Annotated in this window: 20 protein-coding genes; 11 read left to right on the top strand and 9 right to left on the bottom strand. The window is 64.2% G+C overall.

The annotated features are described in order from the left end of the window. Positions 1-59: 59 nt before the first annotated feature. On the bottom strand, positions 60-2,228 hold the full coding sequence (gene katG / locus N551_RS0105710) for a catalase/peroxidase HPI (RefSeq protein ID WP_027566135.1): 2,169 nt from the start codon (positions 2,226-2,228) through the stop codon (positions 60-62). A 114-nt stretch (positions 2,229-2,342) separates the two neighbouring features. Here katG and N551_RS0105715 point away from each other — a divergent pair, with 114 nt between their 5' ends. The 4 genes from N551_RS0105715 to N551_RS0105730 all read left to right on the top strand — a co-directional run bounded on the left by N551_RS0105715 (position 2,343) and on the right by N551_RS0105730 (position 5,620). After that, the gene (locus tag N551_RS0105715; protein ID WP_018455793.1) at positions 2,343-3,269 is read left to right on the top strand and encodes a hydrogen peroxide-inducible genes activator; all 927 of its coding nucleotides are present in this window, start codon (positions 2,343-2,345) and stop codon (positions 3,267-3,269) included. Positions 3,270-3,276: 7 nt separating this feature from the next. Then, entirely contained in the window at positions 3,277-3,741 is a 465-nt protein-coding gene (locus N551_RS0105720) for a GNAT family N-acetyltransferase (protein ID WP_027566136.1), read from the top strand. 46 nt (positions 3,742-3,787) lie between these two features. Further along, complete coding sequence (locus tag N551_RS0105725; protein ID WP_245287733.1) at positions 3,788-4,669, top strand: hypothetical protein; 882 nt, start codon at positions 3,788-3,790, stop codon at positions 4,667-4,669. Between the two features lie 72 nt (positions 4,670-4,741). Next, a complete protein-coding gene (locus tag N551_RS0105730; RefSeq protein ID WP_155809490.1) occupies positions 4,742-5,620 on the top strand; it encodes a hypothetical protein in 879 nt (292 codons plus the stop codon). 89 nt (positions 5,621-5,709) lie between these two features. Here N551_RS0105730 and fabI read toward each other — a convergent pair whose 3' ends face one another. From fabI to fabA, 3 genes are all read right to left on the bottom strand, one after another. After that, the gene (fabI, locus tag N551_RS0105735) at positions 5,710-6,510 is read right to left on the bottom strand and encodes an enoyl-ACP reductase FabI (protein ID WP_027566139.1); all 801 of its coding nucleotides are present in this window, start codon (positions 6,508-6,510) and stop codon (positions 5,710-5,712) included. A 150-nt stretch (positions 6,511-6,660) separates the two neighbouring features. After that, a complete protein-coding gene (gene fabB, locus N551_RS0105740) occupies positions 6,661-7,884 on the bottom strand; it encodes a beta-ketoacyl-ACP synthase I (protein WP_027566140.1) in 1,224 nt (407 codons plus the stop codon). 39 nt (positions 7,885-7,923) lie between these two features. Next, positions 7,924-8,445, bottom strand: a complete 522-nt coding sequence (gene fabA, locus N551_RS0105745) for a bifunctional 3-hydroxydecanoyl-ACP dehydratase/trans-2-decenoyl-ACP isomerase (protein ID WP_007603915.1) — start codon at positions 8,443-8,445, stop codon at positions 7,924-7,926. Positions 8,446-8,799: 354 nt separating this feature from the next. Here fabA and irrA point away from each other — a divergent pair, with 354 nt between their 5' ends. Beyond that, positions 8,800-9,291, top strand: a complete 492-nt coding sequence (gene irrA, locus N551_RS0105750) for an iron response transcriptional regulator IrrA (protein WP_018455787.1) — start codon at positions 8,800-8,802, stop codon at positions 9,289-9,291. 143 nt (positions 9,292-9,434) lie between these two features. Here irrA and N551_RS0105755 read toward each other — a convergent pair whose 3' ends face one another. After that, positions 9,435-9,965, bottom strand: a complete 531-nt coding sequence (locus tag N551_RS0105755; RefSeq protein WP_007603917.1) for an SH3 domain-containing protein — start codon at positions 9,963-9,965, stop codon at positions 9,435-9,437. A 326-nt stretch (positions 9,966-10,291) separates the two neighbouring features. Between N551_RS0105755 and N551_RS0105760 the strand changes: the two genes are divergently transcribed. Further along, positions 10,292-11,293 carry a D-glycerate dehydrogenase gene (locus N551_RS0105760; RefSeq protein ID WP_027514698.1) on the top strand — a complete coding sequence of 334 codons (1,002 nt, stop codon included), beginning with the start codon at positions 10,292-10,294 and terminating at the stop codon, positions 11,291-11,293. A 140-nt stretch (positions 11,294-11,433) separates the two neighbouring features. On the opposite strand, the gene N551_RS0105765 is transcribed toward N551_RS0105760, so the two are convergent. Next, positions 11,434-12,342, bottom strand: a complete 909-nt coding sequence (locus N551_RS0105765) for a LysR family transcriptional regulator (protein WP_027566141.1) — start codon at positions 12,340-12,342, stop codon at positions 11,434-11,436. Positions 12,343-12,457: 115 nt separating this feature from the next. On the opposite strand from N551_RS0105765, the gene N551_RS0105770 reads away from it, so the two are divergent. Further along, the gene (locus N551_RS0105770; RefSeq protein WP_027566142.1) at positions 12,458-13,477 is read left to right on the top strand and encodes an aldo/keto reductase; all 1,020 of its coding nucleotides are present in this window, start codon (positions 12,458-12,460) and stop codon (positions 13,475-13,477) included. Between the two features lie 9 nt (positions 13,478-13,486). Here the strand turns inward: N551_RS0105770 and N551_RS0105775 are convergent, their stop codons facing one another. Next, on the bottom strand, positions 13,487-14,290 hold the full coding sequence (locus N551_RS0105775) for a molybdopterin-synthase adenylyltransferase MoeB (RefSeq protein ID WP_027566143.1): 804 nt from the start codon (positions 14,288-14,290) through the stop codon (positions 13,487-13,489). A gap of 234 nt (positions 14,291-14,524) precedes the next feature. Between N551_RS0105775 and N551_RS0105780 the strand changes: the two genes are divergently transcribed. After that, entirely contained in the window at positions 14,525-15,883 is a 1,359-nt protein-coding gene (locus N551_RS0105780; protein WP_027566144.1) for a serine protease, read from the top strand. Positions 15,884-15,950: 67 nt separating this feature from the next. On the opposite strand, the gene ggt is transcribed toward N551_RS0105780, so the two are convergent. Then, positions 15,951-17,630: a gamma-glutamyltransferase gene (gene ggt / locus N551_RS0105785; protein WP_027566145.1), complete on the bottom strand. Its 1,680-nt coding sequence runs from the start codon at positions 17,628-17,630 to the stop codon at positions 15,951-15,953. Between the two features lie 238 nt (positions 17,631-17,868). On the opposite strand from ggt, the gene N551_RS0105790 reads away from it, so the two are divergent. Further along, positions 17,869-18,612, top strand: coding sequence for a ParA family protein (locus N551_RS0105790; protein ID WP_027566146.1), 744 nt, complete (start codon positions 17,869-17,871; stop codon positions 18,610-18,612). Between the two features lie 266 nt (positions 18,613-18,878). Here N551_RS0105790 and mutM read toward each other — a convergent pair whose 3' ends face one another. Beyond that, positions 18,879-19,760: a bifunctional DNA-formamidopyrimidine glycosylase/DNA-(apurinic or apyrimidinic site) lyase gene (mutM, locus tag N551_RS0105795; protein ID WP_027566147.1), complete on the bottom strand. Its 882-nt coding sequence runs from the start codon at positions 19,758-19,760 to the stop codon at positions 18,879-18,881. An 81-nt stretch (positions 19,761-19,841) separates the two neighbouring features. On the opposite strand from mutM, the gene ubiE reads away from it, so the two are divergent. Both ubiE and ubiB read left to right on the top strand, forming a co-directional pair. Next, positions 19,842-20,603 (top strand): bifunctional demethylmenaquinone methyltransferase/2-methoxy-6-polyprenyl-1,4-benzoquinol methylase UbiE, encoded by a 762-nt coding sequence (gene ubiE / locus N551_RS0105800; protein WP_027566148.1) that lies wholly within the window; start codon positions 19,842-19,844, stop codon positions 20,601-20,603. After that, positions 20,600-22,174, top strand: coding sequence for a 2-polyprenylphenol 6-hydroxylase (gene ubiB, locus N551_RS0105805; protein WP_027566149.1), 1,575 nt, complete (start codon positions 20,600-20,602; stop codon positions 22,172-22,174). The genes ubiE and ubiB overlap by 4 nt, the downstream gene beginning before the upstream one ends. Positions 22,175-22,207 lie beyond the last annotated feature (33 nt).

The following is a 22,207-nucleotide window of genomic DNA, read 5'->3' on the forward strand; positions in this document are numbered from 1 at the left end:
AAACACGAAGGGCGGCCTCGCGGCCGCCCTTTTTGTTTGTCGCTTGCCGAGCTTTGGAATCAGGCCGCGATGTCGAACCGGTCAAGGTTCATCACCTTGGTCCAGGCCTTGGCGAAGTCCTTGACGAACTGCTCCTTGGAATCCGACGTGGCATAGACCTCGGCGTAGGCGCGAAGCTGCGAGTGCGCGCCGAAGATCAGGTCGACGCGCGTGCCGGTCCACTTGACGGCGTTGGTCTTGCGGTCGCGGGCCTCATAGGCGCCGTCGGTGCCGGCCGGCGTCCACTGCGTGCTCATGTCGAGCAGGTTGACGAAGAAGTCGTTGCTAAGCGTTCCCACCTTCGAGGTGAGGACGCCGTTCTTCGAACCGTTCGCATTGGCGCCGAGCACGCGCAGACCGCCGACGAGCGCCGTCATCTCCGGGCCGGTAAGGCGGAGCAGCTGCGCACGATCGACCAGAGCCTCCTCGGGCATCATGAATTGCTGCCGCTTGCCGATGAAGTTGCGGAAGCCGTCGGCCCGCGGCTCCAGCGGAGCAAACGAAGCGGCGTCGGTCTGCTCCTGCGAGGCATCCATGCGGCCCGGCGTGAAGCCGACCTTGACGTCGACGCCGGCATCCTTCGCCGCCTTCTCGACCGCGGCGGTGCCGCCGAGCACGATCAGGTCCGCCAGCGAGACCTTCTTCGCACCGGATGACGCGTTGAAGTCCTTCTGGATGGCTTCGAGCTTGCCCAGGACCTTCGAGAGCTGAGCCGGCTCGTTCACCTCCCAGTCCTTCTGCGGGGCGAGGCAAATGCGTGCGCCGTTGGCGCCGCCGCGCTTGTCCGAGCCGCGGAACGTCGAGGCCGACGCCCATGCGGTCGAGACCAGCTCCGAGACCGACAGACCCGAGGCCAGGATCTTGGTCTTCAGCGAGGCGATATCCTGCTCGCTGGCCAGCTCGTGATTCACGGCGGGGATCGGGTCTTGCCAGATCAGCGTTTCCTTCGGCACCAGCGGGCCGAGATAGCGCACGACCGGACCCATGTCGCGATGGGTGAGTTTGAACCAGGCACGGGCGAAGGCGTCCGCGAACTGATCGGGATTCTCCAGGAAGCGGCGCGAGATCTTCTCATAGGCCGGATCCATACGCAGCGAGAGATCGGTCGTCAGCATCGTCGGGCGATGCTTCTTGGACTTGTCGAAGGCATCGGGAATGATGGCATCGGCGTTCTTGGCCGTCCACTGCTGCGCACCGGCCGGGCTCTTCGTCAGCTCCCATTCGAAATTGAACAGGTTCTCGAAAAAGTTGTTGCTCCACTTGGTCGGTGTCGTCGTCCACGTCACCTCGAGTCCGCTGGTGATGGAATCGCCCGAGTGACCCGACGCGTGCTTGCTCTTCCAGCCGAGGCCCTGATCCTCGAGCGCGCCCGCTTCCGGCTCCGGTCCGACCAGCGACGGATCACCCGCGCCATGGGTCTTGCCGAAGCTGTGGCCGCCGGCGATCAGCGCGACGGTCTCTTCGTCGTTCATCGCCATGCGGGCGAAGGTCTCGCGAATGTCCTTGGCCGCGGCGACCGGATCCGGCTTGCCGTTCGGGCCTTCCGGATTGACGTAGATGAGGCCCATCTGCACCGCGCCCAGCGGCTCGGCGAGCTGGCGTTCGCCGCTGTAGCGCTCATCGCCCAGCCACGTCCCTTCGGGACCCCAATACAGTTCTTCCGGCTCCCAGACGTCGACGCGGCCGCCGGCAAAGCCGAAGGTCTTGAAGCCCATCGACTCCAGCGCGACGTTGCCGGCCAGCACCATCAGATCGGCCCAGGAGATCTTGCGGCCGTATTTCTGCTTGATCGGCCAGAGCAGACGGCGGGCCTTGTCGAGATTGGCGTTATCGGGCCAGCTGTTGAGCGGCGCGAAACGCTGCTGTCCGGCGCCGGCGCCACCGCGACCGTCGGTGGTGCGATAGGTGCCCGCGCTATGCCAGGCCATGCGGATCATGAGGCCGCCGTAGTGACCGAAGTCGGCGGGCCACCATTCCTGCGAGTCTGTCATCAAAGCCGTCAGGTCCTTGATGACCGCGTTCAGGTCGAGCGACTTGAATTCCTTGGCGTAGTCGAAGTCCTTGTCCATCGGGTCGGACTTGGGGGAATTCTTGTGCAGCATCTCGATGCTGAGCTGGGTCGGCCACCAATCGCGGTTCGCCGGCACACGTTTTCCACCCGAAAACGGGCACTTTGAAGTGTCGTCCATGAATACCTCCTCTGGTGGCGTCGAACTCGCGCCTTTGACCAGGTAGAAGCACTCTAAGCTTCACGTTCGATCAGGGGAAGTTGACTTTAATGATCGCAGCGATAAGATTTTCTGATGCTAAACCTCACCCTGCGCCAGCTTCGGTATTTCGACGCCCTGGCGCGTCACAGTCATTTCGGCCGCGCGGCTGAGTCTTGCTCGATCTCGCAGCCCGCCCTGTCGATGCAAATCAAGGAGCTGGAGGAGGCGCTCGGCGGCCTGTTGCTGGAGCGCAGCGCCCGGCAGGTGGCGTTGACCCGGTTTGGCGAGGAGCTCGCGCAGCGCGTCCGCGACATCTTGCGCTCGGTCGACGAACTCGGCGATTTCGCCCGCGCCTCGCAAGACCGGTTCTCTGGACGGCTGCGCATCGGCATGATCCCGACGATCGCGCCCTATCTGCTGCCGACAATCACCAAGAATCTGACGCGCATGCATCCGGAGCTCGACATCCGCGTGCGCGAGACGATGACGCCGCGGCTGATCCAGGAACTGGTGGAAGGCCGGCTCGATACCGCCATCGTGGCGTTGCCGGTGTCCGAGCCTTCGCTCACCGAGGTCGCCCTGTTCGAGGAAAAATTCCTGCTGGTGCGGCCGAGCGCGGATGAGGGAACGCCGGCGCCATCGCGGGAGATGATGCGCGAGATGCGGCTGCTGCTGCTCGAAGAGGGGCACTGCTTCCGTGATCAGGCGCTGTCATTCTGCAACATGCAATCGGCACCGCCGCGCGAGATGCTGGATGCCAATTCGCTGTCGACGCTGGTCCAGATGGTCAGCGCCGGCATCGGCGTCACCTTGATCCCTGAGATGGCCGTGTCGGTGGAGACGCGATCGGCCTCGGTCTCGCTCGCGCGCTTCCGCGACCCGCAGCCGTCGCGCACCATCGGCATGGTCTGGCGCAAGACCAGCCCGCTGGCGCGGCAACTTCTGCAAATCTCCGAGGTGGTGTGCCTGTCGGCGGGCAAGGTACGCGCACGCCCATCCGTGCGCAGCAAGCCGACCTGAGGCCTCGATGTCGCATCCCCTCATCCGCCCGGCCCGCGCGGACGAATACGACGAGATCGGCCGTGTCTGGATGGAGAGCTGGGTCTCGACCGGGCTCGGCGAGGCGAGCGAATTCCTGCTCGCAAACCTGCGCGCACGCATCCGGCGCGAGATCGACGACGGCTGGAGCCTGTTCGTCGCCGACGACAACGGCACGATCGCCGCAATGCTGGCGCTGCATTTGCCAAAACTCTATCTCGACATGCTGTTCGTCGCGCCCGCCTATCAGGGCCAATCGCTCGGCCGCAAATTGCTCGGCTTCACGCGCACACAAATGCCCGACGAGATGTATCTGCGCTGCGTCCGCGAGAACGAAAAAGCCTGGCGCTGGTACGAGCGCGAGGGCTTTGTGTTCGAGAAGGAAGAGGTCGAGCCCTCGAACGGGTTCATGATGAAGTATTATCGGTGGCGGCGGCAGGGGCCCGCCGGATAGGCAGTGGTCGCCTGGTGCAGCTTGCGGTTGTCACGGTTCCAATTTAGTGTGGCGTATCCGCCGTCCTCTTGCCCCTAATTTCCCGGAATCGATGTTTCGAATTGCTGTCTCGCTGATCGCGTTGCTGTCCCTGCTCACTGCGGCAGCCGCGCAAACCCCTCCCGCAACCAGCGCGCCTCCCGCTCAGACGGCGGCGCCAGCCAAGAAGGCAGTCAAGAAGGCGGCGCCGAAAGCCAAACCGGCTGCACAACAGCCAGCCGCGGCGGAGAGCGGCCCCTGTCAGATCGGCGTCATTTCCGCCATCGGAGACCAGTTCTCGGCGCAACATGTCGGCCTCACGATGTTCGGCAACGAGTATATGGAGGCGCCGATCGAGACGTGGGGTATCGATGATCTGTTCGTCGCGAGGGTTCGCGCCGCGGCTCCCGGCGCAGCTGTCCGAAAGATCGCTTACGCAAGCGGAGCCTTCAAGCCGTACTATCATCCGGAAGCGAAACTGTTCCGCAATGACCGCGACGACCTGACGGCGCTGGTGCGGCAGATCGCCGGAACGTCAAATTGCGAACGTTACGTCGTAGCCACGAAAGCCCGCGTTTCGGTTGATGGCACCAATCAATCAATCGAGGGCCTCGGGGTCTACAAGAATTGGGCGAGCCCTTCCGGGCGCGGCGTCGTGGTTTCCTATTTCCGCATCAACGTTTTTGACGGACGGACTTTCGACATCCATCGGGCGCCTACCCGCGGCTTCGGCGATGTGATTGCTTCGAGTTTCTCCAACAAGAACGACAATATGCAAATCCTCAACAATCTCGAATTTCCCAAGACTCCGGAACAGGTGACCAGCAGTGCATTGTTGCGTGACAGCACACGCAGCCTGCTCACGGCCCAGCTGGACAAGTATCTACCTGCGTATATCAAGGGCGAGTAAGCGCCTTTGCCGAGGGGACGCGACAAAGGCTATCGCTCGTCCGCTTCCTGCGGCTGGGCTGCATTTGTGGTCATGGCTCGGCTGCTCGTGGTGGCGGCCGTCGTGTGGTGCTTTTCGACATCTGCTTGGGCGCAGACCAAATCGGGACCACCAGAGACGGAGACGACAGGACCAGCCGTCAAGCAAGCCAACGGCAAGACGACCACGCGGACGGCCAAGCCTGCTTCCGTGGTCGGCGGCCCGTGCGACTTCGGGGTCGTCGTCACCACCGGCGATGAGTTCACCGTGCTGACGACCGGCCTGACCGTATTTCAGAACAAGAAGACGGTCGTCCCGATCCCGGGCTGGGGACTCAATGATCTGATCTTCGCGCGGACTCGCGCCGCGATCCCTGCCGGCGTATCCGTTCTGAGAATCCCCTATAACCCGGCGAAATTTCCTCGCCGCGATGAGTCCAAGGACACATTGAAGGACAGGTTGTTCCGCGATCTCAATGCGGAGCTGGCCCAATACATGCGCGACGTCGTGAAAGGAACGAATTGCCGGCACTACATCCAGATCCTCAATTCAATCAGCCCTTTCGGGTCATCCAACTATACGGTCCGCGGCTTCGGCATCCTCAACCATGATGCGGTGCTCGGGCGTCGCATCTATCTCTACGCCCTGGCGTTTGTCCGCATCTTCGATGGGCGCGACTTTTCTGTTGTCAGACAGAGTTCTGCGCTGATCAACACGCATCATTCCCTTACGGTGCAGAGGCTTCTGGGCGTGCAAATCGGCGGCCCCTATCGCGAACTACCCGCAGAATCGTTTCCAACCCGCCCTGAAGATGCCGCCGACAATGCAGCACTGCGCGACGGCGTGCGCGCCATGCTGGCGGAAAGCCTCGACAAGACGCTGCCGCTCTTGCTCGGGTTTCAACGAGCGACACGCAACAGCGACGCGCGCTGATCGACACGTCGCTCGCGGCAAAAGTTCGTGGCCCAATTTTAAGAAATCGTGGGCACGTCGCTTGCGCGCCTTTGCCCATTCTACGAGAGCTAATCCTGCGCCTTCAAATCGTCCGGCCGCGGCATCAGGACGGTGTTGTAGCCGGAATCGACATAGTGGATCTCGCCGGTCACGCCGCCGGAGAGATCCGACAGCAGATACAGCGCCGAGCCGCCGAGCTCGTCGAGCGTGACGCCGCGGCGAAGCGGCGAATGTTTTTGCATGAAGGCGAACATCGCGCGCGCCTCGCCGATGCCGGAGCCGGCGAGCGTGCGGATGGGGCCTGCGGAGATCGCGTTGACGCGGATGCCGCGCGGTCCGAAGTCCGAGGCGAGATAGCGCACCGAGGCTTCCAGCGCCGCCTTGGCCACGCCCATCACGTTGTAGTTCGGCATCGCGCGTTCCGAGGCGCCGAAGGTCAGCGTGATCATGCTGCCGCCCTCCGTCATCAGCTCGGCGGCGCGTTTTGCCACTTCCGTGAAGGAGAAGCAGGAGATCACCATGGTGCGCGAAAAATTCTCGCGGCTGGTGTCGGCGTAACGGCCCTTGAGCTCGTTCTTGTCGGCGAAGCCGATCGCGTGGATCACGAAATCCAGCCGGCCCCACTTTTCGCGCAAGGCCGTGAATGTAGCGTCGACGCTCGCGATGTCCTCGACGTCGCAGGGCAGCACCATGTCGATGCCAAGCTGCTCCGCCAGCGGCTTGACGCGCTTGCCCAGTGCTTCGCCCTGGAAGGTGAAGGCGAGCTCGGCGCCATGGGCATGCAGCGTCTTCGCCATGCCCCAGGCGATCGAATGATCATTGGCGATGCCCATGATCAGACCGCGCTTGCCTTTCATCAATTCCTGCATCGTTTCGATCGCTTTCCGCTTTCGTCATGCCCGGGCTTGTCCCGGGCATCCACGCCCTTCGAAGCCGGTGGCCAAGACGTGAGCCAAGACGTGGATGGCCGGGACAAGCCCGGCCATGACGAGAAAATTACCAGCGCGTCCGCAAGGACCTCACGCATCCAGCCGGCTGAACACCAGCGTGGCGTTGGTGCCGCCGAAGCCGAAGGAGTTCGACAGCACGGTGCCGATCTTGACGTTGTCGATGCGCTTGCGCACGATCGGCATGTCGGCGAACACGGGGTCGAGCTCCTGGATGTGGGCGCTCTCGCAGATGAAACCATTGTTCATCATCAGCAGCGAATAGATCGCTTCCTGCACGCCGGTTGCGCCCAGGGAGTGACCGGTCAGCGCCTTGGTCGCCGAGATCGGCGGGCACTTCTCGCCACTTCCGAACACCCTGCGGAGCGCGTCGATCTCCGGCGGATCGCCGGCCGGGGTCGATGTCGCGTGCGGATTGATGTAGTCGACCTTGGTCTTCACGGTCGACATCGCCATGCGCATGCAGCGCTCGGCGCCCTCGCCTGATGGTGCGACCATGTCGTAGCCGTCGGACGTCGCGCCATAGCCGACGATCTCGCCGTAAATGCGCGCGCCGCGCGCCTTGGCGTGCTCGAGCTCTTCCAGCACCAGCACGCCGGCGCCCCCGGCAATCACGAAGCCGTCGCGGTTGACGTCGTAGGGACGCGAAGCCGTGGCAGGCGTGTCGTTGTACTTCGAGGACATCGCGCCCATGGCGTCGAACAGCACCGACAGCGACCAGTCCAGCTCCTCGCAGCCGCCGGCGAAGATGACGTCCTGCTTGCCGATCTGGATCGTCTCATAGGCGTTGCCGACGCAATGGTTCGACGTGGCGCAGGCCGACGAGATCGAATAGTTCACGCCCTTGATCTTGAACCAGGTCGCAAGCGTCGCGGAGGCCGTGGAGGACATCGCCTTCGGCACTGCAAACGGCCCGACGCGCTTCGGTCCCTTGGTGCGGGTGATGTCGGCGGCCTCGACGATGGTGCGCGCCGATGGGCCGCCGGAGCCCATGATGATGCCGGTGCGAATGTTGGAGATGTCGTCAGGCGAGAGCCCGGAATCCTGGATCGCCTGTTCCATCGCGACGTGATTCCACGCCGCACCCTGACCGAGGAAACGCATGGCGCGGCGGTCGACTACCGTCGAAGGATCGAGCGTCGGCGCACCCTGCACCTGCGACCGGAAGCCGAGCTCGGCATATTTCTCAGCCCGCGAAATGCCCGACTTTGCCTCGTGAAGGCTCGCAAGCACTTCCTGGGTGTTGTTTCCGATGGAGGAGACAATGCCCATCCCGGTGACCACAACCCGCCTCATGACAGCCTCGCCTCAATCGTTGTCTTCGTGGTGATGCGCTCAGCCCAGGCTCGTGCCCTGCTTGAACAGGCCGACCTTCAAATCCTTCGCGCGATAGATAATCTGGTCATCGACCGAAAGCCATCCGTCGGCGATACCGAGCACCAGCTTTGAACGCATCACGCGCTTGATATCGATGTTGTACACAACCTTGCGGGCCTCCGGCAGCACCTGGCCGCTGAACTTCAGCTCGTTCAGGCCAAGCGCGCGACCGCGACCTTCACCGCCGCTCCAGCCCAGATAAAAGCCGACCATTTGCCACAGCGCATCGAGCCCGAGGCAGCCGGGCATCACCGGATCGTTCTTGAAGTGGCAGCCGAAGAACCAGAGGTCGGGCTTCACATCGAGCTCGGCGCGCACCACCCCCTTGCCGAATTCACCGCCGGTCTCGCTGATGTCCGTAATGCGGTCGAACATGAGCATCGGCGGCAACGGCAATTGCGCATTGCCAGGGCCGAACATCTCGCCGCGGGCACACGCCAGCAGATCTTCATATTCGTAACCGTTGCGCCTGTTCAGCATGCGGAAGCCTTTGTGTTCTAACCCCGACTGAGCGGCGTTTCCGGCGAAAATGGGCCCCATCCTGTTCGAAAAGCAACATCTGTTGCCATTGTCAGACGAGAATACCGAAGGACCCCGGATGGATAGCGAGCGGCTTCAATGCCGGGTCGCGCCAAAATCGGTTAAGCGGAACCGCGGGCTCTCTAACACAGGCCATTTCGGGTAGCAAAGCGCTCTCATGAAGGTAAAATGACGGGCGGCCACGCCGGTTCCCTGCCTGATTAGAACCACTCTAGTTGCGAGAAACTTGCATCTGCACCTATCTCTCCATATATGTTGGAGAACGACAGTGTTCACGCGTGCCCGAAGCTGGAAATGAACGAAAATAACGCGCCCCATCGCGACGAAGAGGCCCATGCGGCGGCTCTTATGTCCGGCCGCCAGCCGGCTTTGACCGGTTGCCCGTGGCACGACGTCAACGAAATGCTCCAGTCCGCCGGCCTTCGCCCGACCCGCCAGCGCATGGCGCTCGGCTGGCTCCTGTTCGGCAAGGGTGCACGTCATCTCACGGCTGAAATGCTCTACGAAGAAGCGACGCTGGCCAAGGTGCCGGTCTCGCTGGCGACCGTCTACAACACGCTGAACCAGCTCACCGACGCCGGTCTGCTGCGTCAGGTCAGCGTCGACGGCACCAAGACCTATTTCGATACCAACGTCACGACCCACCATCACTACTACCTCGAGAACAGCCACGAGCTGGTCGACATCGAGGATCCGCATCTGGCGCTGTCCAAGATGCCGGAGGTGCCGGCGGGTTACGAGATCGCCCGCATCGACATGGTCGTACGGTTGCGCAAGAAGCGCTGAGATCTATCCTGAACTGCTGATTTGATCGTCATGGCCGGGCTTGTCCCGGCCATCCACGTTATTCGGTCAGGCGTCAAAATACGTGGATGCCCGGGACGAGCCCGGGCACGACGGTGGAGCAACAGCTCCGCTCCGGCCCAACGTCAGTTCACCTGCTCGTCCGAATACACGCCCCAGAGGCGTTCCTGCTGGATCCAGCCGTCAAAGCCGTTACCGCTGACGCGGCACCAGTTTGCGCTGCACTTTTTCACCTGGGTGACGACACCGGCCTGGAGCCTGGCCGCAACCGCGCTGTCGGGATCGGCGCGATCGTAGATCGGCGCGAGCTCGTCCTTGTGCTTCATCGTGACGACCGCGGTGCGGCGGCCCGACAGCAGCGAGTGATAGACCCAGCCCTCGGCGCCCTCGGAATCGCGGACCCGGCGCCAGTTCTCGAACTCGGCGGTGATTTCGACCGGCAGGCCGGAGCGGGTGTAGACCCAGGCGACGTCATTGTCCTTGGTCGGGCCGGCGCGGACGTTGACGTGATCCGATTTCAGGCTGACGTAGCGCGGCACCGGGAGGCCCGAGGCCGTCTGGGGTGTGCTGTCCTTTGCCGAATGCCCGGGACTGACCGAAGCGCTCAACCAAGTGCAAACGAGCGCCATCACCGAACAAAAACGCCCCAACGCCATCAACCCGTCTCCTGTCGAAGGTCCGGCCGAGCCGGGCCCTCACCCCAAAATTCCAAAACCAGGCCGCTGTCGCCCCTGACCCGCCCCACGCGGGTGTTCCCGAGCCCTTTGCCCGTGGTTCTTGTCTTGGCCCGGCCTTCTGCTAGAGAGGACGGACGTCTGAACAACCGGTTTGTCCCGATTTTCCGGCCGGAAATGTCGGGAGAGCTTGAAGGAAACGCCGGGGACGACACGGCAAAGGCAGTGTCGAACAACCGGGTTAATGAGGCCTCAACGGCCGGCCTTTGGCGACAGAGGCGGCTCGCAACGCCTCATGAGGGCAGGACATGTCGGTGAAGAAAAAGCCCCTCGTCGTCGTGACGCGCAAACTTCCGGACTCGATCGAGACCCGGATGCGCGAGCTGTTCGACGCGCGGATCAACCTCGACGACGCGCCGATGTCGGCCGAGCAGATCGCGGAAGCCGCCCGTACCGCCGACGTACTGGTCCCGACCGTGACCGATCACATCTCCGCCGATATCGTCAACCAGCCCGACTGCAGGTTGAAACTGATCGCGAATTTCGGCAACGGCGTCGACAACATCGATGTCGAGGCCGCGCATGCCCGCGGCATCACCGTCACCAACACGCCCAAAGTTTTGACCGAAGACACCGCCGACATGACCATGGCTCTGATCCTCGCCGTGCCCAGGCGGATGATCGAAGGCGCCTCGATCCTGACGGAGGGAAAACCCTGGCCGGGCTGGTCGCCGACCTGGATGCTTGGCCATCGCATCGGCGGAAAGCGCCTCGGCATCATCGGCATGGGCCGCATCGGCCAGGCGGTCGCACGCCGCGCCCGCGCCTTCGGCTTGCAGATCCACTACCACAACCGCCGGCCGGTGGCGCCGAAGATCGCCGAAGAGCTGGGCGCGACCTATTGGGAAAGCCTCGACCAGATGCTGGCGCGGATGGACATCATCTCGGTGAACTGTCCGCACACGCCGGCGACTTACCATCTGCTGTCGGCGCGCCGGCTGAAGCTGATCCGCAAGGATGCCTACATCGTCAACACCGCGCGCGGCGGGGTCACCGACGAGGACACGCTGATCAAGCTGATCGAAGGCGGCGAGATCGGCGGCGCCGGCCTCGATGTCTATGAGCACGAGCCCGCGGTGAACCCGAAGCTGGTGCGGCTCGCCAAGGCCGGCAAGGTGACGTTGCTGCCGCATATGGGCTCGGCCACGATCGAGGGCCGCGTCGAGATGGGCGAGAAGGTGATCATCAACATCCGCACCTTCCTCGACGCCCACAAGCCGCCGGATCGCGTGCTGCCGAGCATGCTCTGAGTTCAACTGACTGCGCGACAAGCGCTCTTGCCTCATCCTGAGGAGACCGCGTAGCGGTCGTCTCGAAGGATGGCCACAGGCGAGATCCGGGCCTTCATGGTTCGAGACGCGCGTTCCGCGCTCCTCACCATGAGGGTCTGCTATCCCCGGGCGTTGCGCTTGCGCCAGTCGGCAACGAAATCGATGAAGGCCCGCAGTGCCGGCGGCGTCTGGCGCCGGCTTGGATAATACAGGAACGGGCCCGGAAACGGCTCGCACCAGTCTTCAAGCAGCCTGACCAGCGCGCCGGACTTCAGGGCTTCGCCGACATATCCATCGAGCGTCGCCCAGACACCGGCGCCGTCGAGCGCAGCGCGCATGGAAAGGCCCATGTTGGTCGAGATCAGCTTTGCCGGCGGATCGACCTTCACCAGCTGACCGGCCTTCTCGAACTCCAGATCATGCATGACACCGCTGGAGTAGCGGGCGCGGATGCAATCGTGGTCGAGCAGATCCTTCGGATGCTCAGGCTTGCCGCGGCGCGCGAGGTAATCGGGCGAAGCGACCACGACATAGCTCTGCGGGCCGCTGAGCGAGATCGCCACCATGTCCTGCGCGAGATGCTCGCCATAGCGCACGCCGGCATCGAAGCCCGCGCTGACGATGTCGACGAACCCGCTCTCGGAGACGACGTCGAGGTCGACCTGGGGATAGGCCTTGAGGAATGGCCCGATCATCGGCGCCAGCACGAGATCGACCGCGGGCGGCGGTGCATTGATGCGTAGCCGGCCCGAGGCCACCTCGCGCAGGCCGCGGACTTGATCGAGGGCGTCGCCGACATCGCGCAGCGCCGGCGCCACGCGCGACAGCAGCAGCTCGCCCGCCTCGGTCAGGGCGACGCTGCGGGTGGTGCGGTTCATCAGGCGGACGCCGAGGCGCTCTTCGAGATCCCGCAATCGTTGGCTAAGGCTCGACACCGACACGCGAATTTCGACCGCCGCGCGTCGGAAATTGCGGGTGCGGGCGACCGCCACGAAGACGTCGAGATCACGCAGGTCGGGCTCAGCCATTGTTCGCTAATGTGAACAAGCCATTCTCGATTGTCCAGCTTATCGGCGCAATCGATCAGGCGCATATCAGGCCTCGTCACGCGGCGCAGTCAGCGCCTTTTCGAGGAGAGCCATCATGGAACAGCGCAAACTCGGTTCAACCGGCCCCACCGTCTCCGCTCTCGGTCTCGGCTGCATGGGCATGTCCGAGGTCTACGGCCCCGCCGATCGCGGCGAGAGCATCGCCACGATCCACGCGGCGCTGGATGCCGGCATCACCCTGGTCGACACCGGCGATTTCTACGCCATGGGCCACAATGAAATGCTGGTGCGCGAAGCGCTCAAGGACGTGCCGCGCGAGAAGGTGCAGATCAGCGTCAAATTCGGTGCGCTGCGCGGTCCTGCCGGCGAATTCACCGGCATGGACACGAGACCGGCCGCAACGAGGAACTTCCTGGCATATTCGCTGCAGCGGCTCGGCACCGACTACATCGACATCTACCGTCCGGCACGGCTCGATCCCAACATTCCGATCGAGGAAACCATCGGCGGCATCGCCGATCTCGTGAAGGCCGGCTACATCAAACATATCGGCCTGTCCGAGGTCGGCTCCGACACCATCCGCCGCGCGCATGCCGTGCACCCGATCGCCGATCTCCAGATCGAATATTCGCTGATCGAGCGCGGCATCGAGCGCGACATCCTGACGACCTGCCGCGAGCTCGGCATCGGCATCACGGCTTACGGCGTGTTGGCACGCGGCCTGATCAGCGGCCATTGGTCGAAGGACTCCGGCAAGACAGGCAAGGACTACCGGCTGATGACGCCGCGCTTCCAGGGATCGAATCTCGACGTCAATCTGGCGCTGGTGGAGCAGCTGCGCGCCATCGCCGCCGAGATTGGCGCGACGCCGGCACAGGTCGCGATCGCCTGGGTGGCGGCGCAAGGCCAAGAGCACGGTCAAGAGATCGTGCCGCTGGTCGGCGCCCGCACCCGCAACCGCCTCAGCGAAGCACTTGGTGCGGCCAAGGTCACGCTGACGCCGGCTCATCTCGCGCTGTTGGCAAAGGCCTTCCCGCCCGATGTCGCCGCCGGTACGCGTTACGCCGCCGAGCAGATGGCGCATCTCGACAGCGAGAAGCCGGCCAAGGCGTAGCGGCTGCGATCAGGTGCGATGGGCGCTGAGGTCAGTGATCACAGGCCCATCGCCATTAAGCGGATTGGCCGGATCGCGCGCGTAACGCAGCGTCTCGAAGCGCATCGCGCGCGCATCGATCATCAGCAGGCGGCCGACCAGGCCGTCGCCAAAGCCGACGATCTCGCGGATCGCCTCCAGCGCCATCATCGAGCCCATCACGCCCGCCAGCGCGCCCATGACGCCGGCTTCCGCGCAGGCCGGCACGGTCCCGGGCGGCGGCGCCTCCGGGAACAGGCAGCGATAGGTCGGATTGAATTCGCCCTGCTCGTTCTTCTCATGCGCGCGGATGGTGGTGAGCGAGCCATCGAAGGTGCCGAGCGCCGCCGTGATCAGCGGCCTCTTCGCGAAGAAGCAGGTGTCCGAGGCCAGATAGCGGGTCGAGAAATTGTCGGAGCCGTCGAGCACGAGGTCATAGTCGCCGATCAGCGCCAGCGCATTGTCGGCATTGAGCCAGGTGGCGTGGCCGACGAAGCGGACATGCGGATTGAGCGCCGTGATCCGTTCGGCCGCGCTCTCGACCTTGTGCCGGCCGATATCGGGCGTGGTGTGAATGACCTGGCGCTGGAGGTTCGACAGCGATACCACGTCGTCATCGACCACGCCGAGCGTACCGACGCCGGCGGCCGCAAGGTACATCAAGGCGGGCGCACCAAGCCCGCCAGCGCCGATCACCAGCACGGAGGCCCGCTTCAGCGCTGCCTGGCCGGGACCCCCGACATCGCGCAGCACGATATGGCGGGCATAACGTTCGAGTTCGTCCGGGCTCAGCATCGTTATCCTTCGTTCTCTCAACCCTCATGGTGAGGAGCGCGGAACGCGCGTCTCGAACCATGCTGGCCCCATATCGCCCGGAGCCATCGTTCGAGACGCGGCCTTGAGGCCGCTCCTCAGGATGAGGGCCTGAGTCCGTGGCCTCTATCGCCCGGCTGAACCACCCCGAGATTGTTCGCGACCAACGAGATGTGCTTCAATGGCATTGCGTTCAATGGGCTGGCTGGATTTGTCATGAGATCGATGCTTGCGGCAACACTGATGTTTGCGGCTGCGACAGGCGCACACGCCCAGATGACGACACCGCAGATCCCCGGCACCAAGCCGAAGCCGGTTCAGACCGTTCCGATCCGGCCTCCTGCATTGCAGACGCCGGCTGCGACGGCCGATGCCATGGCGCAGGCGGAGCGGTTGTCGCTGCAGTCCGACCTCGCCTGGGTTGGCCAATATAACGGCGCCATCACCGGCGACGTCAGCGCGCGCCTGGTCGAGGCGATCAAGGAGTATCAGAAGGCGAAGGGCGGCAAGCCGACCGGCGTCCTCAATCCGCAGGAACGCGCCGCTCTCGCCGAGACCGCGCGCCGCAAACAGGAGAGCGTCGGCTGGAAGATTGTGACGGAGATGACCAGCGGCGCGCGGCTCGGCATTCCCTCAAAACTGGTGCCGCAGCAGGCGACCGACGCCAACGGCTCGAAATGGACCTCTCCCACTGGAACGGTGCAGGTGCTGCTCAGCCGCCGCAAGGAGGCGAACCCGACCACAGCCAAGCTTGCCGAAGCGGAGAAGAAAGAGCCGGGTCGCAAGGTCGACTACACCGTGGTGAAGCCCGACTTCTTCGTGCTGTCGGGTCTGCAGGGTCTGAAGAAATTTTACATGCGCGGCACCTCTCGGGGTGATGAAGTTCGCATCATGACGATCCTCTACGATCAGGCGACCGAGAACACGGTCGAGCCGGTCGTGATCGCGATGTCGAGCGCGTTCAATGCATTCCCGTCGGGGCCACAGGTCGGGCCGCCGCCGCGCAAGACGGTCGAATATGGCACCGGCCTCGTCGTCAGCGACGACGGCGCGATCGTCACCGACCGCCTCGTCACCGATTCCTGTCTCGCGATCACGATCGCCGGCTATGGCAGTGCCGACCGTCTCGCCGAAGACCGGGAACACGACCTCGCGCTGCTCCACATCTACGGCGCCCGCGGCCTGAAGCCGTTCAGCCTCGACAGCGGCGCGGCGAAGACGAGCGTCGATATCATCGGTATCGCGGATCCGCAGAGCCAGGGCGGAGCCGCCGTTGCGTCGAGCCTCAAGGCCGCGCTGGCATCCGTCGGTGGCAGTGATTCAGCGCTGTCACCACCGCCCGCGGTCGGATTTTCCGGCAGCGCCGCCATCGACGGCGACGGCAAGTTCGCCGGCATCGCGTTGTTGAAGCCGGCGATGGTTGCGGGCGCCGCGACGTCGGTACCGGCGTCGCAGGCGGTGATGGTCTCCGCGGAGACGGTGCGCGATTTCCTGAAGACAAACGGTGTCACCGCGAACGGCACCTCGACGGATACGAAAGCCGCCGTCGTGCGCGTGATCTGCGTGCGGAAGTAAGCTCGCCGAAGGCGCGCAACCTCTCCACAAGCGGAAGAGCTGACCGAGCTCGCGACCCAGCGTGCCATTAGCTCAGCCTGAACCTGATCCCGGCCTTCGCGAGGCCACCCGAGATCCCGACCGGCGTGCCGTCCGCACGCCAGCAAGCGGCGCCACTCATGGTGCCGTCGTCGTGGAAGGCGATACCGTTCATGCCGCCGGCGACTGTCGCGACAGGCTGCACCTTGTGACCGAGGCTCTCGAGCTTCGCGCGCACGCTCTCCGGTACGTTCTGTTCGACTTCGAGCGCATTGCCCTCCGTCCAGACCCGCGGCGCCTCGACCGCTTCTTGCAAGCTCATGCCGTGGTCGATCAGATTGACCAGCGCCTGCATTGCGCTCGGAAAGATTCGTTTTCCCCCGGGCAGGCCCAGCGCATAGCGCAGCTTTCCGTCACGGAGCGCCATCATCGGCGACATCGAGGTCGTCACCCGCTTGCCCGGCGCCAGCGACAGGGCGTGGCCTGGACGCGGATCAAACAGGTTCATGTAATTGTTGGCGATGGCGCCGAGGCCCGGGATCATGATCTTGGCGCCGAACAGATTGTTGATGGTCTGCGTGGTCGCAACCACGTTGCCGAACGCATCCGCCGCCGTCATGTGCGTGGTGTGAGCGCCTTCAAGCTGCGACACGCCGGCGCCCCAGGTCTGCGCCCGCGCCGGATCGATCGCAGCGCGGCGCTCCTCGGCATACGCCTTCGAGGTCAGCCGCTCCACGGGGACGCCGACATAATCAGGATCGCCGCTGGCCGCGGCGCGATCGGCGAATGCGATCTTCAGGACCTCGGCAAGATAGTGGATGGTCTCGGGCGTACCGAAGCCTAGGCCTTCGATGTCGTAGCCCTCCAGGATGTTCAGCATCTGCGCGATATGCACGCCGGAGGCCGCGGGCGGCGGCGGGCCAAAGATAGTCCAGCCGCGGTAATCGGCGCGGATCGGCTGCCGTTCGACGGTCTTGTAGCTGGTGAGGTCGTTGCGCCGGATGAAGCCGCCGGCCTTTTCCATGTAATCGACCAGGATGTCGCCAAGCGGCCCCTCATAGAGCGCCTTTTCACCGTGGTCGGCGATATGCCGCAACGTCTCGGCATATTCGGCCTGTACCACGCGCTCGCCGACCTTCAACGGCTCTCCATCAGGCAAGTAAATCGCCGCGATCGGCTTGTCCTTGCGCATCTCGGCGGCGCTCTCGCTGATGCATTCGTGCAGATAGGGTGTCGCCGCATAGCCCCGCGCGGCGTGCTTGATCGCGGGCTGCATGACGTCGGCGAGGCTCATGGTGCCGAAGCGGCGCAGCGTCTCGCACCAGGCTTTCAGCGAACCCGGTGTGGCGACCGCCTTTGGGCCGTTGAGATTTTCATTGCCGACGGTGTCGAACACGTCGTGCGCGGAACCCGGCGTCGGGGTGTAGCTGGTGTCAAGCACCGCCGCGGGCACGGTGCTCTGCCCGTCGATAAAACGGTGGCTGCCGTCGGCGAGCCGGATGTGCGCCATGCCGCCGCCGATGATGCCGACCATCATCGGCTCGACCACGGTCAGCGTGAACAGGGTCGCTATCGCGGCGTCGATGGCGTTGCCGCCGGCGGCCAGCATCTCCGCGCCGGCGCTGGAGGCCAGTGGATGGTTGCTGACCACCATGCCGCGGCTCGATACCGCGGGCATCTTCTGGCATTCGAATTTCGTCGCCGTCCGGTCGCGCCAGTTTCCGCCCATGCCTCTTGTCCTTCTTATTCACGGCAGCAAGCACAGCACACGTACGAGTACGGGTCCAGTAATGGTACGGATTCGCTGGTATTCCCGATTCCGCCATCATCGTGACTGCTGATTCGGACCTCCGCGATCCCCTTTGGATCGGGCCGGCACGTCCTGAGCGAGAAGAGCTCAGCATCGAGATCGATGCACGTTCGCGTGGCGTTTCCCTGGCCCAAGCACTCCAAAGGATTGATCTTCAATGCACACGATCGCACTGGCCACCCAAAAGGGTGGCAGCGGCAAGAGCACGCTCGCCATCGGCCTCGCGCTGGCAGCCAAGCAGGCCGGCTTCACCGTTCGCCTGATCGAAACCGACCCGCAGGGCACACTGTCCAACTGGCAGCGCCGCCGCACCACCGATGATCTCATCGTCGAGCCGATCTATCACGCCGCCGACATCGAGCCGCGCCTGAAGATGCTGGCCGACAGCGGCCTCCAGATCGCGATCGTCGATACCGCCGCCGGCCTCAGCGCCGCGACCACCGCCGCGATCCGCCATTCCGACCTCTGCCTGATCCCGGCCCGCCCGAGCGTCGCCGACATCGAAGCCACCGTCTCCACGCTTAGCGTCGCGCGCGCCTGGAAGCGCCCCTACAGCTTCGTGCTGAACCAAACGCCGATCCGCGGCCAGCGTATCGATAACGCCGCCAACACCCTTGCCGAGGAAGCCGCGCTCGATCTCGCTGAGGTGCTCGCGCGGCCCCTGATCGTAATGCGCAACGACCACCAGGACTCGCTCGCAAGCGGCCTCGCGGTGAGCGAATTCGCCCCGAACGGCAAGTCGACCGAGGAGATCCGCGGCCTCTGGCATTGGATCGAGACCCGGCTCGAGCTCGCCGCCACCACCAATGTCTTGATCGACCAGGTCATCGCGGCCGCGGACGGAATGTTACACGTCGCCGCCGAGCTTTCAGCCGACGAGACCACGATAGTGGCGTCCTGAGCGGGGCAATCGCTCAGACGGCAGCCGGCCCTTCACCATCCGGAAGGGGCCTTAGCGACGAAGCAATCCGGCCACCAGCCCGGCCGGATTGCTTCGCTTTTGGGAAACTTTATCGCCGCCATCATTGCGAGGAGCCCTTGCGACGAAGCAATCCAGGCTGTTTCGTCGGCAAGATTCTGGATTGCTTCGCTGCGCTCGCAATGACGGTCGTGGTGGGCTCGTCACTCTCGCAGAAGCTTACGGCCTCTCGGTTACGAGCCTGATTTTCACTTCTGACATTTCGGACACCAGAAGGTCGACCGGCCGTTCTGCGTAAAACGCTTCACGGCGCCGCCGCATCGCGGCGTCGTGCATTTCTCGCCCTCGCGGTCATAGACCTTGAACGAGTGCTGGAAATAGCCGAGCTCGCCCGAGGTCTGGCGATGATCGCGCAAGCTGGAGCCGCCGGCCTTGATGGCGTCGTTCAGCACGGTATGGATCGCGTCGACCAGTCGCTTCGCATGGTCGGTGGTCTCGCCCTTCTTGGTCGACAGCGTCGCGGCGATCCGGCGCGGCGACAGATGCGAGCGATGCAGGGCTTCGCAGACATAGATATTGCCGAGCCCGGCGACCACGCGCTGATCGAGCAGCGCGGCTTTCAGGCTCGTGGTCTTGCCAGCGCAGGACCGCGCCAGCATCGCGGCGTCGAATTCGTTGCCGAGCGGCTCGGGGCCAAGCCCGCGCAACAGCGGCTCCTCGTCGAGGGCACTGCGCGCGATCACTTTCATGTAACCGAAGCGGCGCGGATCGTTGAAGATGATGTCGGCCCCGGAGGACATCCGAAACAGCACGTGATCGTGCGTGGAGTCCTTGGCTCGCGGATAGTGAAACTCGCCGGGCGCTACCTCGTTGTCCGGCTTGATGACGCGAAACGAGCCCGACATGCCCAGATGCATCAACAGCACGTCGCCGGAGGCGAGATCGGCCAGGAGATATTTTGCACGGCGGCCGAGCCCAGTGACGACCTGCCCCTTCAGTCGGGCCACGAAGTCGGGCTGGAAGGGAAAGCGCAAATCGGGCCTGCGGGCCTCCGCGACCAGGATTTTCGCACCCTCCATGACAGGCTGAAGGCCGCGGCGGACGGTCTCGACTTCGGGCAATTCGGGCATGGTCAGGCATTCACCTTATGAGGGCGGTGTGATAGCGCCATTGCGGCGGGCGCGCTATGGTCCGCCTCGTGGAGTAGAGTAATGGATCGGCCGGGCGAAACCACGCATTTTGGCTTCAGGGACGTTCCCCTGGGCGACAAGCAGACGCTGGTGAACGATGTGTTTCACAGTGTGGCGTCGCGCTATGATTTGATGAACGATTTGATGTCCGGTGGCCTGCACCGGGTCTGGAAGGACATCATGATCACCGCGCTCGACCCACCCAGAGGCGACCGGCCGTTCGCGCTGCTCGACGTTGCCGGCGGCACCGGCGACATCTCGTTCCGCGCCGCCAAGGCCGCAGGCGCGGGCTTCCATGCCACCGTCTGCGACATCAATTCCGGGATGCTGGAGGTCGGCCGCGAGCGCGCCGCGAAGCGGCATCTCGAGACCCAGGTCGATTTCGTCGAGGGCAATGCCGAAGCGCTCGCCTTCGCCGACCGCAGCTTCGACGCATACACGATCGCTTTCGGCATTCGCAACGTGCCGCGGATCGACCTTGCGCTGGCCGAAGCCTATCGCGTGCTCAAGCCAGGCAGCCGCTTCCTCTGTCTGGAATTCTCCACCGTCGAGATGCCCGGGCTCGATCGCCTTTATGACCTGTTCTCGTTCAAGGTGATCCCGCCGCTCGGCCGCATGATCACGGGTGACGCCGAGTCCTACCAATATCTGGTCGAGTCGATCCGCAAGTTTCCAAGACCCAACGCCTTCGCCGACATGATCCGCAACGCCGGCTTCGCCCGCGTGAACTGGCAGATGTTGTCCGGCGGCATCGTCGCACTGCATTCGGGCTGGCGTTTGTGATCTCTGCCATAACCCATAGTGCGCGCCTGATGCGCGCCGCGTTCGTATTCGCGCGCGAGGGCGTGTTCGGCGCCGTCGATCCGAGTCTGGTACCGCCGCACGGACAGCTCGCGCTGAAACTTGCGCGCATCATCGAGCGGCGCGGTCCGAAGCAGGGCCCGCGGCTGTCGCGCGCGTTGACCCGGATGGGCCCGGCCTATCTCAAGCTCGGTCAATTTCTGGCGACCCGTCCCGACGTCGTCGGCGTCATCATGGCGCGCGACCTCGAAAGCCTCCAGGACCGCTTGCCGCCGTTTTCGCAAGCCGAAGCGGAGGCTGCGATCGCGACTTCGCTGGAGCGGCCGCTGACCGATGTGTTCGTGAGCCTCAGCGCGCCGGTCGCAGCGGCCTCGATCGCACAGGTGCATCGCGGCGAAGTCCTGCGCGACGGCATCCGCAAGGCGGTCGCCGTGAAAGTGCTGCGCCCCAACGTGGCCGCTCGCTTCCGCCGCGACCTCTCCGACTTCTTCTTCGTCGCTTACAAGGCCGAATCCTATTCGTCCGAGGCGCGGCGCCTGCGCCTCATCGAAGTCATCAACACCATGTCGCGCTCGGTCGCGATGGAGATGGACCTGCGCCTCGAGGCCGCGGCGCTGTCGGAGATGGCGGAGAACACGCGCGACGATCCTGATTTCCGCGTGCCGACCGTGGACTGGGACCGTACCACGCACAACGTGCTGACGATGGAATGGATCGACGGCATCGCGCTGAACGATCACAAGCGCCTGGCCGAGTCGCAGGTCGACCTGCCCGATCTCGGCCGCAAGGTGATTCAGAGCTTCCTGCGCCACGCGTTGCGCGACGGCTTCTTCCACGCCGACATGCATCCGGGCAATCTGTTCCTGGATGACGCGGGCCGCCTCGTCGCGGTTGATTTCGGCATCATGGGCCGGCTCGGCATGAAGGAGCGGCGCTTCCTCGCGGAAATCCTGCTCGGCTTCATCACCCGCGACTATCGTCGTGTCGCGGAAGTGCATTTCGAGGCAGGCTATGTGCCCGGGCATCACTCGGTCGAGAACTTCGCGCAAGCGATCCGCGCCATCGGCGAGCCCATTCACAACCGCACGGCGGAAGAGATCTCGATGGCGCGGCTGCTGACGCTGCTGCTCGAGGTCACCGGCCTGTTCGACATGACCACGCGGCCCGAGCTGATCCTGCTGCAGAAAACCATGGTGGTGGTCGAGGGCGTGGCACGCGGCTTCGATCCCAAGCTCGACATCTGGAAGGTCGCCGACCCCGTGGTGCGGGAATGGATCGAGCGCAATCTCGGTCCGATCGGCCGGGTCCAGGGCGCGATCTCCGGCACCGGCGATCTCGCGCGCATCCTGATGCGTCTGCCTGATATCGCCGCGCGCTCGGTTGCGGTGCTCGAACAGCTGGAGACCATGACACGGGAGGGCATCCGGCTATCGCCGGAGAGCATCGCGGCGATGGGCCGCATCGAAGGCCGCAAGAACCGTTGGCGCACCGTGGCGCTCTGGATCATCGCCGCGACCTTCATCGGCATCCTGATCGCCGTCCGGAATCTTTGATTGCAGTGCAATCATGCGAATGATAGCATCGCT

It is taken from the genome of Bradyrhizobium sp. URHA0013 (genome assembly GCF_000518345.1).
In the GTDB taxonomy this organism is placed as follows: Bacteria; Pseudomonadota; Alphaproteobacteria; order Rhizobiales; family Xanthobacteraceae; genus Bradyrhizobium.

What these genes read in the sequence shown, in the direction of transcription:
- N551_RS0105755 (WP_007603917.1), bottom strand. Translation starts at nt 9,965, where the DNA reads ATGGCGTTGGGGCGTTTTTGTTCGGTGATGGCGCTCGTTTGCACTTGG.
- N551_RS0105780 (WP_027566144.1), top strand. Translation starts at nt 14,525, where the DNA reads ATGAGATCGATGCTTGCGGCAACACTGATGTTTGCGGCTGCGACAGGC.
- N551_RS0105770 (WP_027566142.1), top strand. Translation starts at nt 12,458, where the DNA reads ATGGAACAGCGCAAACTCGGTTCAACCGGCCCCACCGTCTCCGCTCTC.
- irrA (WP_018455787.1), top strand. Translation starts at nt 8,800, where the DNA reads ATGAACGAAAATAACGCGCCCCATCGCGACGAAGAGGCCCATGCGGCG.
- N551_RS0105715 (WP_018455793.1), top strand. Translation starts at nt 2,343, where the DNA reads ATGCTAAACCTCACCCTGCGCCAGCTTCGGTATTTCGACGCCCTGGCG.
- fabA (WP_007603915.1), bottom strand. Translation starts at nt 8,445, where the DNA reads ATGCTGAACAGGCGCAACGGTTACGAATATGAAGATCTGCTGGCGTGT.
- N551_RS0105765 (WP_027566141.1), bottom strand. Translation starts at nt 12,342, where the DNA reads ATGGCTGAGCCCGACCTGCGTGATCTCGACGTCTTCGTGGCGGTCGCC.
- ubiE (WP_027566148.1), top strand. Translation starts at nt 19,842, where the DNA reads ATGGATCGGCCGGGCGAAACCACGCATTTTGGCTTCAGGGACGTTCCC.
- mutM (WP_027566147.1), bottom strand. Translation starts at nt 19,760, where the DNA reads ATGCCCGAATTGCCCGAAGTCGAGACCGTCCGCCGCGGCCTTCAGCCT.
- N551_RS0105730 (WP_155809490.1), top strand. Translation starts at nt 4,742, where the DNA reads ATGGCTCGGCTGCTCGTGGTGGCGGCCGTCGTGTGGTGCTTTTCGACA.
- fabB (WP_027566140.1), bottom strand. Translation starts at nt 7,884, where the DNA reads ATGAGGCGGGTTGTGGTCACCGGGATGGGCATTGTCTCCTCCATCGGA.
- N551_RS0105790 (WP_027566146.1), top strand. Translation starts at nt 17,869, where the DNA reads ATGCACACGATCGCACTGGCCACCCAAAAGGGTGGCAGCGGCAAGAGC.
- katG (WP_027566135.1), bottom strand. Translation starts at nt 2,228, where the DNA reads ATGGACGACACTTCAAAGTGCCCGTTTTCGGGTGGAAAACGTGTGCCG.
- ggt (WP_027566145.1), bottom strand. Translation starts at nt 17,630, where the DNA reads ATGGGCGGAAACTGGCGCGACCGGACGGCGACGAAATTCGAATGCCAG.
- N551_RS0105760 (WP_027514698.1), top strand. Translation starts at nt 10,292, where the DNA reads ATGTCGGTGAAGAAAAAGCCCCTCGTCGTCGTGACGCGCAAACTTCCG.
- N551_RS0105720 (WP_027566136.1), top strand. Translation starts at nt 3,277, where the DNA reads ATGTCGCATCCCCTCATCCGCCCGGCCCGCGCGGACGAATACGACGAG.
- N551_RS0105775 (WP_027566143.1), bottom strand. Translation starts at nt 14,290, where the DNA reads ATGCTGAGCCCGGACGAACTCGAACGTTATGCCCGCCATATCGTGCTG.
- fabI (WP_027566139.1), bottom strand. Translation starts at nt 6,510, where the DNA reads ATGCAGGAATTGATGAAAGGCAAGCGCGGTCTGATCATGGGCATCGCC.